This window comes from Klebsiella sp. HN106 (assembly GCF_051209435.1).
GTDB lineage: Bacteria > Pseudomonadota > Gammaproteobacteria > Enterobacterales > Enterobacteriaceae > Klebsiella > Klebsiella oxytoca.
This window is the reverse complement of record NZ_JBLURD010000001.1, coordinates 435,326-448,614: the sequence shown is the minus strand read 5'-3', so window position 1 is coordinate 448,614 and position 13,289 is coordinate 435,326. Positions and strand designations below refer to the sequence as shown.

At 53.1% G+C, this 13,289-nt stretch carries 12 protein-coding genes; 5 read left to right on the top strand and 7 right to left on the bottom strand.

From position 1 onward, the window contains the following. Positions 1–98: 98 nt before the first annotated feature. The 6 genes from ACSIPU_RS02035 to ACSIPU_RS02010 form a co-directional block, all read right to left on the bottom strand. Positions 99–1,361 carry a PTS galactitol transporter subunit IIC gene (locus tag ACSIPU_RS02035; protein ID WP_004113196.1) on the bottom strand — a complete coding sequence of 421 codons (1,263 nt, stop codon included), beginning with the start codon at positions 1,359–1,361 and terminating at the stop codon, positions 99–101. A gap of 89 nt (positions 1,362–1,450) precedes the next feature. Beyond that, on the bottom strand, positions 1,451–2,446 hold the full coding sequence (locus tag ACSIPU_RS02030) for a 2-hydroxyacid dehydrogenase (RefSeq protein ID WP_064344369.1): 996 nt from the start codon (positions 2,444–2,446) through the stop codon (positions 1,451–1,453). A 16-nt stretch (positions 2,447–2,462) separates the two neighbouring features. Beyond that, positions 2,463–3,224: an SDR family NAD(P)-dependent oxidoreductase gene (locus tag ACSIPU_RS02025; protein ID WP_004102236.1), complete on the bottom strand. Its 762-nt coding sequence runs from the start codon at positions 3,222–3,224 to the stop codon at positions 2,463–2,465. Between the two features lie 11 nt (positions 3,225–3,235). Beyond that, positions 3,236–4,774: an FGGY-family carbohydrate kinase gene (locus ACSIPU_RS02020; protein WP_023329739.1), complete on the bottom strand. Its 1,539-nt coding sequence runs from the start codon at positions 4,772–4,774 to the stop codon at positions 3,236–3,238. A gap of 20 nt (positions 4,775–4,794) precedes the next feature. Next, positions 4,795–5,346 (bottom strand): glycerol-3-phosphate responsive antiterminator, encoded by a 552-nt coding sequence (locus ACSIPU_RS02015; RefSeq protein WP_004102232.1) that lies wholly within the window; start codon positions 5,344–5,346, stop codon positions 4,795–4,797. 14 nt (positions 5,347–5,360) lie between these two features. Then, complete coding sequence (locus ACSIPU_RS02010) at positions 5,361–6,152, bottom strand: class I fructose-bisphosphate aldolase (RefSeq protein ID WP_004102230.1); 792 nt, start codon at positions 6,150–6,152, stop codon at positions 5,361–5,363. 809 nt (positions 6,153–6,961) lie between these two features. Between ACSIPU_RS02010 and ecpA the strand changes: the two genes are divergently transcribed. The 5 genes from ecpA to ACSIPU_RS01985 are packed head-to-tail and all read left to right on the top strand — an operon-like array spanning position 6,962 to position 13,113. Further along, on the top strand, positions 6,962–7,549 hold the full coding sequence (ecpA, locus tag ACSIPU_RS02005) for a common pilus major fimbrillin subunit EcpA (protein WP_004102228.1): 588 nt from the start codon (positions 6,962–6,964) through the stop codon (positions 7,547–7,549). Positions 7,550–7,598: 49 nt separating this feature from the next. Beyond that, complete coding sequence (locus ACSIPU_RS02000; protein ID WP_004102226.1) at positions 7,599–8,276, top strand: EcpB family pilus assembly chaperone; 678 nt, start codon at positions 7,599–7,601, stop codon at positions 8,274–8,276. Positions 8,277–8,286: 10 nt separating this feature from the next. Further along, positions 8,287–10,833, top strand: a complete 2,547-nt coding sequence (locus ACSIPU_RS01995; protein WP_196557547.1) for a TcfC E-set like domain-containing protein — start codon at positions 8,287–8,289, stop codon at positions 10,831–10,833. 1 nt (position 10,834) lies between these two features. Further along, complete coding sequence (locus tag ACSIPU_RS01990) at positions 10,835–12,433, top strand: hypothetical protein (RefSeq protein ID WP_064355718.1); 1,599 nt, start codon at positions 10,835–10,837, stop codon at positions 12,431–12,433. A gap of 11 nt (positions 12,434–12,444) precedes the next feature. After that, positions 12,445–13,113 carry a hypothetical protein gene (locus ACSIPU_RS01985; protein WP_064355655.1) on the top strand — a complete coding sequence of 223 codons (669 nt, stop codon included), beginning with the start codon at positions 12,445–12,447 and terminating at the stop codon, positions 13,111–13,113. Here the strand turns inward: ACSIPU_RS01985 and ACSIPU_RS01980 are convergent. Beyond that, positions 13,103–13,246, bottom strand: coding sequence for a hypothetical protein (locus tag ACSIPU_RS01980; RefSeq protein WP_004102219.1), 144 nt, complete (start codon positions 13,244–13,246; stop codon positions 13,103–13,105). The two genes, ACSIPU_RS01985 and ACSIPU_RS01980, sit on opposite strands and share 11 nt — an antisense overlap. Between the last annotated feature and the right edge of the window lie 43 nt (positions 13,247–13,289).

The following is a 13,289-nucleotide window of genomic DNA, read 5'->3' as shown; positions in this document are numbered from 1 at the left end:
CTTACCCTCCTGGCAGGCATTTTTTATGGTGGCGAGCGGGCGATAATAAAAAGCCCGGCGCCTTTTCCCGCGCCGGGCAGAGTGAGAAGAGAGGGAATTTACGGCGCGGTAGTGAAAAACTCGCCGAATTTCACCGCCAGCCAGCCCACCGGCGTGGTGGCTCCGCCAACGATATTGGTAATTTCCGCCATTCCCTCCGGCACAGGAATATTAGAGTTGACCGCCGCCTGGGTGTATTCCCGCGAAATATCCGTTCCGACGTACAAAATGCAGGTGACCACCAGCGTGCCGGTGATAAACATGCGGAACATATTACGTTTGCAAAACGGCGTTACCATCGCCAGCAGGAACATCAGGGAGGCCAGATCGACAAACGGCAGCACGCGGTTGCCTGGCAGAATAATCGCCAGCACCACCGCCATAGGGATCAGCAGCAGGCCGGTTGCCAGCACCGAAGGTTCGCCAATAAGCAGTGCGGTATCCATGCCGATATAGAAGTCGCGGTTGGGGAATTTCGCCTTCAGCTTCGCTTCCGCGGCATCGCGCACGATCAGCAGGCCCTGCACTAAAATTTCGATCATTTTCGGTAGCAGCAGCATGGCGGCGGAAACTTTAATCGCCAGCGATACCGCCGCCGAGACATCGTACCCGGCCAGGAAGGCCAGCAGCAGCCCCAGCACGAAGCCCAGAGTGAGTGGCTCCCCGAAGACGCCGAATTTTTTATTAATGCTTTCCGGGTCGAAATTAATTTTATTGATCAGCGGGATCTTATCAATAATATAGTTACAGGCAATACCAAACGGCACGTAGGTTATACAGGTAAGATGGGGAAATGATATCCCTTGCAGATTATAGTTTTTTTGCAGATAGGGTGCGGTTAAATCCGCCGCCAGTAGCGTTAAGATAAATATGCCGAAAGTAATGCCGACGGAGAGCCAGTAGTTACCGGTACCGGCATAGACGACTGAACCCATAATCAGGAAAATCCAGTAGTTGAATATATCGATATTTACCGTTTTGGTTAATTTCAGCAGCAGCATGGCAATATTGATAACGATAAATCCCACCACTACCGGCAGCATCAGCGGCGAGCCCCAGCCGATAGTCGAGGCGGTCGGCCAGCCGGTATCGACCACCGTCAGGTGCAGGCCGATACGCTCTACCATGGCCTGCGATGCCGGCCCGAGGTTGGTTAATAGCAGGCCGATCACCAGTCCCACCCCTTCAAAGCCGATGCCTACCAGCATCCCGGCTTTAAATGCGGTGCCGATTTTAACCCCAAAGCACAGTGCGATAATAAAGAATATTACTGGCATCATCACTGATGCCCCCAGGCTAATAATGCTGTTGATAATATCCATAATATTTCCTTAAAAGGCGGCCGAATTGGGCGCGAGCGAACCCGTGCCCAATGGGCCGTAGCAAAAACCTTAAGCGGCTCTTTTAATATTTAACCGAGTTGCTTCAGCAATATCTCTGAAAAAATCTTCGGCGAATTGCTGAAGGCATCAATGGTACTGCCGGCAATATGCGGCGTTATCGTGACGTTATTCAGCGAATAAAACGCGCTATCGTCCGGCAGCGGCTCGTCATCAAAAGTGTCGAGGGCAGCGCCCATGATTTTACCCGCCCGAAGCGCGGCGATCAGATCGCCTTCATTAATTAACCCGGAGCGCGCCGTGTTGACGATGATGGCGCTCTCCTTCATTAATTCAAAATGATGGGCGTTGATCAGGTTTTCCGTTTCCGGGGTCATACGGGCATGTAGCGAAATCACATCCGCACGGCGCACCAGTTCGTCGAGAGTATCCACCTTTTCATAACTTTCATGGCCGGGGACGTACTTATCGTAAAAGATAATCTCGCTGCCGAAACCGCGCAGGAAGCCAGCCACCAGCTGCGCGATATGCCCCAGCCCGACCAGACCTACCACTTTGCCGCCCAGTTCAGGAATGGCCCGGTGGTTAGGACTCTCTTTGCGCCAGAACTTATCGCGCAGCGCATCGTGTGAGCGGGCGATATTGCGCATTTCCGCCAGAATCATCCCGACGGTAAATTCCGCCACGCTGCGGGCGTTACGCCCCGGCGTGTTCATCACCTCAATTCCGCGCGCTTTTGCCTCCGCCTGATTAACGTTTTCAATCCCGCCGCGCAGCACCCCGACGTATTTAAGCTTTGGCAGCTTGTCGAATACCGCCGCGTTAACCGGGGCGAACTGGACTATCAGGATCTCCGTCTCCTCAGCACCCTGAAGCAGAGCGGCAGGCAGCGCCAGCGCCTCAGAACCTTGCTGTTCAACCAGTAAATTATCCTCCTGCAGTTTTTCAATTGACTCGTGCGACCATTCGCGTACTTCCACTGCAATACCTTTATCTTTGAGCGCTTTCAGACCCGCGTCCATCATCGCTGCATTGATAAACAGATCGGCAATTGCCAGACATTTCATAATCATTCTCCATAAATTAACGCATCAACATACCGCCGGTGACATCCAGAGTCGCTCCCGTCATATAGCGGGTTTTCGGTGAGACCATGAAGACGCCGATGTCGGCAATTTCGTGCGGTTGGGCCACCCGGCCTACCGGTATACGGCTGACGTAATAGTCAGGATTCTGTTCAATGTTTTTACGGATCATCGCGGTATCCATGATGCCGACGGCGATGTTGTTGACATTGATTTTCTGCTTCGCCACCTCGCGCGCCAGCGAGATTGAGAAGGCCACCAGACCCGCCTTACTGGCCGCGTAATGAGCATGACCGGTGGTTGAACCGTGGAAGGCCGCCTGAGACGTGATATTCAGAATACTGCCGGCCTGATCTTTCGCCAGGCAGTGGTTGACAAACAGCTGGCTCAGGTGGAACACCGCCTTCAGGTTGACGTTCATCACGCTATCCCACTCCTGCTGGGTGATTTCAGTGACGTAACCGCTCAGCCAGATCCCGGCGTTATTGACCAGAATATCGGCGTTCCCCAGGCGTTCGAGACAGGTCGCGAACAGATTCTCCCGGCTATGCTCGTCGGAAAGATCGGTTTTCACCGCAATAATTTCGACGCTGGCGCTACTTTTTACCGTAGCGATCAGCTGTTCCGGGCGCTCCTCATCACGCATATAGGTGAAGCAGATGTTGACCCCTTCTCGGGCGAGTGAAAGGACAAACTCTTTGCCGAGGCCCGTAGCGCCTCCGGTAACGATAGCCGTGCGGTGGTGTAAATTCAGATCCATACTTTCCTCACTTAATGCGTGATGTAGTTACTGCAGCTTTTCCACGGAGACTGCATTTCCGATAGCAGGTTTTTGTAAAGCTGATACTTATCCTGATAGACCTTGTTGCTGTCCGGGTCCGGTGTAACCGTTCGCGAAACGTGAACCATCTCATTTGAGGCGGCAAAGACGTCATCAAACCAGCCAACCATTACTGCGGCGGTCATCGCGGTGCCCAGCGTGCCGTGCTCTTTCACGTCGACAATCTCCAGGGTGGACTGGAAAATGTCGGCGAATATCTGCAGCCAGACCGCTGAGTTAGTCACGCCGCCCGCAATCCGGATGGTGCGGCTGAGCTGCGGGTTAATATTGCGTAACCGTTCGGTGTGATACAGGTGGCTGAAAGCAACCCCTTCATATATCGCGCGTAAAAAATGCGCTTTTTTGTGGAAACTATTCAGGCCGATAAACCCCGCAGAGGCGTCCGGGATGGTGTTGGAACCGAAGACAAACGGGAAGAACAGCAGGTGGCTCTCCGCGGGCGTGGTTGTGGAGACCAGCTCATTGCACAGATCGTAGACTGACGATCCCTGCGCAGCGGCGGCGGTGCGATCGCTCTCCATAAAGTTATTGATAAACCACTCCAGATTACTGGCGGAGGTGGGGCTTGCCTCGGTAATTAACCATTTGCCCTCAATCGGATAAATCGAGGTCATAAAGAGATCCTGGTCAATAACCGGATGGTCGGTCACGTATTCGTTAATGCTCCATGTTCCGGTAATAATTGCCAGCTTATCCAGGGTATTGATACCGGATGCGACAGATGACGCCGAGATATCAAACACCCCGCCCGAGACCGGCGTTCCGGCACGCAATCCGGTGAGCTGCGCGACGTCTTCGGTAATGTAGCCGCAGCAATCGGTGGAGAGCTTGATGGGCGGAAGCTTATCGCGCAGATCGCCGAGTCCCCACCAGGCCAGCAGCGAGGCGTCATAGTCGCGGTCGCGAACGTTGATCAGGTTGGTTCCTGAGATATCGGTAAGTTCGAGAAAAGCTTCGCCAGTCAGATAAAAACGAATCAGATCTTTGACCATGAAAATGTAGCGCGCTTTACACAGCGTTTCAGGCTCGTTCTCTTTCAGCCAGGCGAGGAGGGCGACGGGCTGCCCGGCCCAGATAGACTGCATAGTTTTGGGCAAAATATCGCTAACAAACGTCGGGTCGCGGTACCACTTTTCTACCCAGGCCTTAGCCCGGCTATCGGTGGAGATAATTCCGTTGCGCACCGGGGCACCGGTTTCATCCACCATATAAAGCCCGTTGCCGTGACCGGTTACCGCCACGCCTTTGATTTGGCTGGCGTCGATACCCGACTGCGCGATGGCTTTTTTAATGACTTCGACGTTAGCCGCCCAGAGTTCGTTGATATCCCGCTCGGTATGAAATTCCTTCGGGGTCAGCATTTGCGTTGATTTCGACGCGCTGGCCACCACGTTGCCGGCGCGATCGTAAATCGCCGCTTTTGTAACGGTGCCGCCGTTATCAATGCCCATGACATAGTGTTGTTTCATTCGCGTGGACTCCTTATGAGTTACCATAAACCGGGTTCACTGGTGGTAATGCCTTTAAATCCGGCATGGAAAATTTTATCTACAAGGTATTTCCGCTTAACAAAGCCTCCGGCGATGAATATCACATCAAAGCCTTTTAAATTCCGGCTAATCAATTCCAGACACTGGCAGGCATATTCAGCAGGTAAGATTTCAATAGCATCTGGCGGGTTATGCTTAACAATATCGATGGAGTGATCCAGCGAGCGCGAGTCGATGAGCAGTACCCGAAAGATAGTTAACAATCCCTCTTTTTTGGCATAGCGTAGGGCCGAGAGATTGGACGAAATAACACCATCAACCTTGTAGTAATTTTTGAGCAAACTAATACCCGCCTGGTCAGGTTTAAAACCACCCAGTAGCTCGAGGTGAATAAGCACTTTCTTGCCACTCTGATGACATTTACCGATCAACGATTGCAGATTGCCAATATTCGCTTCGGATAACAGTACGTATTCTGATGCGCAGGCCAGCGCCTGTTCAAAATGTTTATATTTTCTGATTGAAGGAATGATGGTGTTATTTAAGAGCATATTAATATCCGATGTTATTTAGCCATATAGAGGCTGTAGGCATCTTCCGCTGTCGCATTTTCATGGATGATGGCATTCAGACCTGCTACTACTTTTGCCGGCTGTGGGTCCTGAGTGATATTACGACCCACCGCCACGCCTTTTGCACCAACCTGCATGCAGTGATGAACAAATTTAAAATAACCGTCAATCCCGGTTTTCGGCCCGCCCAGCGCCAGCACCGGCACGCCGGCCGCTTCGACGATAAGCCGGTCGTCCTCGGTGCCGGTGAAGCGGGTTTTGATCACGTCAGCCCCCAGTTCAACGGCAATGCGGGCAGAGGCGGCGATAACGGCCGGATTGTTGGAGTCGTCGCTAGTGACGGGATAGCCGTACGGCAGGGATTCCACGATCAGCGGTACGTTCCAGCGGTCGGCGGCCTGCGCCAGCTGCATCGCCATGATATGCGTTTTCTCCTCATTGAACGCGCCGGGAAAAGTCATGCACACCACGCCTTCCGCCGCCACTTTCAGCGCGTCCTCAATGGAAAATACGGGGGTGGTGTCGGGAACGGTATTGTCAAAAATACTCACTGTGCTATCGACGCGTAATACAACGGGGACGCAATTGAAAACTTCACGGAAATTTTTCAACATGCCCCAGGTCACCAGCGCGCAGTCCAGACCGCTGTCGACGAGGGCCGGGAGCTGGTTTATCGTATTATCAATACCATTAGTTTTGGTCGAAAAATAGTAGCCATCCAGCGCCAGAGTGACTGATTTACCATCTTTTGCGAAAATGCGAGAGAGACGACGTTCTTTAGACATTTTTGACTCCTGAGATAGAAAAAAAACAAAAAGGCCCTCAGAGACTTTCGTCTCTGAGGGCCTTCGATTCACTTACCCTTTTGATAATCGTTCAGCTACCCAAACCATTATCAATTAATTTTTTCAGCCTTACGGGTGGGGTTTAAATGGTGTTTAATTTAAATCCGTTCCCTTGCTTGAATTAATTACTAGCATGTCTGAGTTCTTTCTGTCTAGCCATTGTTGATAAACTGAGATGCCTGTCACAAATCCGGGTTGAGTTTAAACTTATCGGTACTGGCGAATGGGTTGTTGTACTGTTCTTAGCCAGCGATATTTATGATGAGAGCCTGCTGGAGGAAACTTTCAGGGGATATATTTACACCGGGAAATGTTTACCTGATTCATCATTCGGCTATTCCTTCATTTTTTTCTACTGAACTCAGATTAAAAACGATCCCTGTGCGCTGTTTCTGTTGGTCGACGCCGTGTTTTATCCTGGGGTCTGCGATGATTCGCCAATGGTCAGGAGAAAAGTCTTAAACAGATTATTTTAAAACCACGACAGATCATCCTCTCAGTTTCCTTTTACTGAATGTAATGACGATTATTCTTATTTTTGACAGCAATAGACAGCTGCCTGTCGGGAATTTATACTTCGCCGCATTGAAATTTCAATATACATTTAGCTCGGCGTTTGTCGAATGTCTTCAGCGCTGCAGCGTCGTTTTAATAGCCCGTAATGAATCTTATTTTGCTCTCGGGGCAAAATATCTCTGTGGCGGCAACGCCAAAGCACTACATCTGGAAATGTTTATTAAGGATATATAATGAAAAAGTCTCTTCTGGCAGCATGCGCGACGTCCATTCTTTTTTGCTCCGGCGCCATGGCTGCGGACGTAACGGCTTCCGCAACGGCAAGCTGGGATGCTTCTGCAACAAAAGATACCACCAGCCTGTTGGTCGTTACGCCGCTGCGTTCCGTCTCTTTTGAATATGCCGAAGGTCTGAAAGCGTTTAATTCACAGGATGGGGCGTTTGATATTACCATTCAGGGGCAGGAGAACGCGTCCGATTTCGTTTTAACCTCTCAACTGGTGACCAACACGCTGACCCGCGCTACGGATAACTCAACGCTGGAAATTGGCGTGGCATGGAACGGTGAGAAGCTGTCCAAATCCACGCCGGTGAAAATGATGGATATTAGCAATAATATTACCGCAGGCCTGGAAGCGCTGATCGCGGGATATGCTGATAAAGATAACCGCACCAGCACGCAGAGCGCCTTCCTGTTTACCGTCGATTCCGCTACCTCAAATGGTACCACCGCGACGCCTTTCGCTTCCCTTGCCGACGGCTACTGGAGCGGCGATGTGAAGGTGCAGTTTACCGCCGAGTGGACGCTGTCTCAGAGCTAATATCGCCTTTAAATTTGCCAATAAGGAGGGGTATCCCTCCTTTATTTTAATGATGAAAAAATTATACCCATTTTTATTTCTGCCGCTGTTAATCAGCGCTAGCGCGGCGGCGATTGGCGTTGGGGAAGTGACCTCCATTATGTTCGCCAATGACCAGATGCTGGCGAAAGAGATCGATAACGCCAGCGACTCGGCGCGATTTGTTAGCGTCAGCGCCCACCGCCTCTCTACGCCGATGGCAGGGGGCAAAATTATTCCGATGGAACAGCCCGGCGAGTTGCTTTCTACCCCGGCAAACGTAATTCTTCCCGCCGGCGCCAGAGAACATTTCCGCTTTATTTATCATGGTCCTGAAGATGATAAAGAGCGCTATTACCGGCTGTCGTGGCTGGATGAACCGGTGAGCGATCATCAGGCCAGCAGTAATTCACGTCACGGTATGGCGACAACCTCAGCGCAAATTAACACCATTCTGGTGGTGGCGCCGCGCAAGGCGAAATTTAACTATCAGCATCGCGGCGATACGGTGACGAATACCGGCAATGTGACCTTCCGGGTTATTTCCTATGGGCCCTGTAAAGATCCTGAAAAAAACAAAGGTGAGGGCTGCCGTGAACGTTATTACGTGATGCCCGGACTTAGCGCAAAAATAACGCATACGCAGGTCGCGAATAAACAGACGCGAATCGGTATCTGGCACGAAGGTAAATATATTCACGTCAAATAGAGAATTACAGATGTCAGGATGGTTATTCAGAAAAGGAATGCTGCTGCCGGGAATATGTCTCGTCTGTACCGTCGATGCTTCAGCCAACGAAAGCGCGGGCAGAGCGACGCTGCTGCGGGTGGGGGATTATGTTATTCCGCCCGTTTTTGCTGATGCGCTTAAGCAGGGGATGCGGGTACCGGTTTTTATCCGCTACAAAGAGGCGGAGCTGCCGTCGCGCAGTCGGCAAAAAATCGCCGATGCGCTGATTGCGACCAAGGACGGGGCGCTGACGATCCGCGAACTGACGCTGCTCTCCACGCCGGATAACCTGTCGCTATCTGCGCCGGTAGAGGAGATTGTCAATGGTCTGCAGGACCAACAATTTTCTGCGGATATGACGCTGCGTCTCTCCGGCGCGGCGCAGATCACTTTCGACGTCCGGGCATTTTACCTTGAAATGACCGTCGATCGCAGCGCGCTGGCGGCGACGACGCTTGCCAGGCACAGCGTTTTGGGCGACTCAACCGCCGGTGCGCCGTCGAACGTGCTCAATTATACCTTTGGTACTTATCATCACCGTTATAACGGCTACGACGGCACCAGCAGCTACCTGACGCTGGATAACACCGCGGCATTTCGCGAGCACCACGTGAATATCAACGGCTCTATCTACGGTATCGGCTCTGGCGACAGCAGCGGTAACCTCTACCGGGCGATGTATGAGCGCGATATGGCAGGCCAACGCCTGGCGTTGGGAATGGTCGATACCTGGAATCTACAATCCATCGCCAGCATGAGCGCGCTGAATTCCAGCCGCATCTACGGCGTGAGCTATGGCAATAAAAGCAACTCGCGCCTTGAAGATACCGCCCTGTCCCTGACGCCGATTACCGTCTTTTTACCGGCGGCGGGCGAAGTGCATATTCTGCGCGATGGCAAATTACTGAGCATTCAGAACCTTGCGATGGGCAGCTACGAAGTCAATACCGCAACGCTGCCGTTCGGCATATATCAGGTTGAGGTGCAGGTTGTGATCAACGGCAAAGTGGCCAGCAGCCGCACGGAACAGATTAACAAAACCTACGCCCGTCGCTCGAGCGTCACCGAGCGCTGGTCGTGGCAAGTATTCGGCGGAATGCTCGAATACCATAAAACCGACTATCGACCACAACATGCCCGGCGCGAGGGGAAGCAGGAAACCTGGCTTAGCGGCGGCGCGGCGGCGGTCACGCTGCCCTGGCTCGCCGGGACTGGGTTTAAAACCACGCTATACGGTTTCGACAGCAACGCCGTAAACGAAAGCGAAGTGGATGTGATGTTCAACGAACGTCTGCGGGTTAATCAGCAGGTTTTGCTGGCCAACGACGGCAGCAGGAAAAGCATCACCACCCTCAATCTGAGTCTGCCTGCGGGCTATGGTTCACTTTGGGGTTCGCGAGAATTTACGCATATTGGCAACCACTTACCGCTGCGCAAAGGGGATTACTTTACCTGGGGGACAACGCTGCCGCTGCAATCGCTGACGCCCTACCTCGGCACATTGACCTTCAGCCGTACGGAAAACTACAGTAACAAAACGCGTTATAACAACCTTGATTACTCGCAGACGCTGGCGTCGGGGCGCTACGGTACCGTTACTCTGAGAACCGGGGTGCAGAATTACCACTATCAGCGCAACCAGGACACCACGCGGGATAAATACATTAACCTCGATTTTTCGTTGCCGCTGGCGGCGTGGTTCAGCGCCGGTGTTTCCAGCGAAAACGGCAACATGCTGGCGAATATGGCGCTCAGAAAACGCTTCGCCGATAGCGCCATCACTCAGGCGGGCATCTCAGCTTCCCGGCGGTTAAAAAGCAAAGAGAGCGAGAGCTACCGCAGCGATAAACGGGCGATCAATGGTTTTGCCAGCTACGACACTAAATACAGCAGCGGCACGCTATCCGCCACCCATGCTTCGGATAACAGTACCAACCTCAATTTCAGTACCCTGGGCAGCGTCGCCTGGGCCGGAAAAGATGTTGTTCCGGCCAAAGGAAGCCATACATCGGGGGTGCTGATCCATACCGATTTCCGCGACAACGCCACTATGACTGCCAAAATTAACGGCCAGCATTACCCGCTCAGCGGCCAGAAAAACTTTATTCCGCTGCCCGCCTATGGGCGCTACAGCGTGGAGCTGATGAATGACAAACGCAGCGCCGATAGCGTGGATATCGTCAGCGGCAGAAGCCATCAGGCGGTGCTGTATCCCGGTAATGTGGACGTTATTCGTCCAGAGATAAAACAGCTGGTTACGGTGTTTGGCCGCATTCGGCGCGATAACGGCACCGTCGCCGCCCACCTCGATATTCATAATCACATCGGCAAAGGGCGCACCGATGGACAGGGAGAATTCGCCATGGATGTTGATAAACGCTATCCGACCATCACTCTGGTCGAAAAAAACGGACAGCGCTGCGAGCTGGAGCTGAATCTGCAGGAAGCGCGCGGCGCGGTGTGGATGGGGGACCTGCAGTGCGAGGCGCAGATGCGTATGGCGGTACAGGGGGAGGGGCAGCGTGACACCTGGTAAACTGATTTGCGGCCTGGCGCTGGGCGCTTGCCTGGCGACCACGTCATTCCAGAGCCTGGCGGTGAAAGCCAGCAGCAGCGGCTCGGGGAAAAATGACTATATGTTTATTGAAAACCATGTCGATAACGAATATTTCGTTACCCCCGGCAGCCTGGACCCGCGCTTTTCCGGCGCAAACGTCTGGACCCGCTACTCGACGAAGCAGCGCAGTCTGGGCTATATGGGCTACGTCAGCTGGAGCTATCGATCCTACTACTACGATATGTGGTTGTCGGACTCGCCGGTGAATTCACCGTTTATCGGCATTCGCTGTATGACCACCGGCGCCGACTGCCCGTCGCAGGGCTATATTTCCGGCGAGGTCATTGATAGTGAAGGTTTTTATCATACGATGTCCGGAAGCTCTTTGAACAATGGCGGCACCGGCTACGCCACGTTCTCCCCGGCAATGTATGAATATCTGCGCAACCGTCAGCCTGGCGAGAGCGATGCTTTTGTGCTCAATCTTTGTTACACCAAAACTAATTACGATGCGGCATCCGGCCAGCGCTGTCGGGATCTCGCCTCGGGCGCGACATGGCGTTATTACACCATCAATACCACTAAAGTCGGGCATTTAACGCTGAACAGCACCGGCGCGCTGGCGGAAATCTGGATTGCCAGCGACGGCACGCCCAGCGTCAATATCGGTAGCGAGCACTGCGAGGTCAGTATCGTCGGCGGCGAAAGCGGAATGACCTGTAAAATGGTGTCGTATCGCTATCGTCAAACCAAGCGGGTGACCTCTTCTCTGTCATTTGAAATGGTGGTCGATACCGCCAGGCTGGGCTTTAGTCCGGCGTCTAAAACCATCAAATATAGCGGCAATGGATCCACCTGGTATAACTGGAGCGCTTCCACTACCTATAGCAACGTCTTTACCCCCGAAGGCCAGTACGTTTATGTGTTCCTCTCGAAAACCTTTTTCCAGAACCTGATCCAGCGCGGAATTAGCATTACCAATAACGACGATTTGTTTACCTTCTTCTTTGATAACAGTAACACCGCGCAGTCCGGGTTCTATCAGTTTACGGCGTCGAGTATGATCAATATTCTGCCGAAAGAGTATGGGATCAGTATTGTGTCCACGGACGGCAATGCTGCGCCGAAAGAGTCGGGCAATATCGGCGACCCGACGCCGATCGGCTTTGAATATCAGGTAACCGTCTCCTCCGAGCGTATGGCGGACGCGGTGACGGCTCAGGTGATCGGCGATGGCACCTCTATTGATGGTGTCTCATACTGCCTGTTTACGTCGCAAGAGGGCGGCTGGCAGGTGCCGATCCCGGCCTTTCTCTCCTGGACGGCATCCACCGGAGAAACCCGCACCAGCCGCAATAGCTGCATCGATGCGGAGATCGATATGACCGCTGCGCGCTGGACGCAAACGCCGTGGAATGCGGCAATTGATGACGGCTACTATTTCACCACCCGCCTGCAGCTGCTGTTTCCGATGGACGATCCGCGCTCCAGACGCACTCTCGACGGCAGCGACTGGATGGGAACGGTGAACGCCAGCGGCGAGGTCAGAGTGACTGCCAAATGGCTGGGCGTCGAGTGAGAGGCAGATTAATGAAAGCCGCTGTTATGCTGCTGGCCGCGTCGCCGCTGGCGGCGGCAGGGGCGTTTTTTAATGCCGTCGTGTATGAGATGCCCTCCGACCGGGCCTTTATCTCGCAGCCGCTGTATAACGACACGCCGCGTAATAATATGTACTCCATCGCGGCGTGGAAAATTGCCAAACCCGGCGCGGGGAATGAACCGGTTCTGCCTAATCAGGGCGAACTGCTCTATGCCCCGCTGCGCTTCCATTTACCGCCGGGAAGCAGTGAATATTTCCGTCTCTATTACAAAGGCCCTGAAGATAATCAGGAGCGCTATTATCGCGTGGTATTCAAAGAGACGCCGGTGACGCTGATACCTTTCAGGACGACGCCGCAAAAGATGGATGTGCTGCCGGTGGTGGCGATGAGCACTATTCTGGTCGTCAGGCCGCGTCAGCAGCGCCTGGAGTGGCAGATAGATGAACGCCAGGGGGAGATTTATAATAGCGGAAATACGTTTTTTCGGGTGATTGTTCACCAGGGGTGCGCGGGGAGTGATGAACGCGCCACGCAGCTGTATCTGCTGCCGGGCGAACGCTATCGCGACGCGGCTCTGGCAGGGAAAAACAGAAAATTCGTGGTGGCCAATCAGCGCTACTTTCCGTTGGGGAAGGCGTGCCCTGATGCTATTCAGTGAGCAACAGGGATTCGACCATCAGCTGCGCCAGCAGCAGCAGCAGGGCAATCAGCGCCAGCCATTTCGCGGGACGAAGCTTATGCTCCGGAATAGAGGTATTACGTAAGCGCACGAGCCATGGAGTATTTTTCATTATTGACGTCCTGTCCCTGATGTCTGTCAGCGAGATCGGCAGA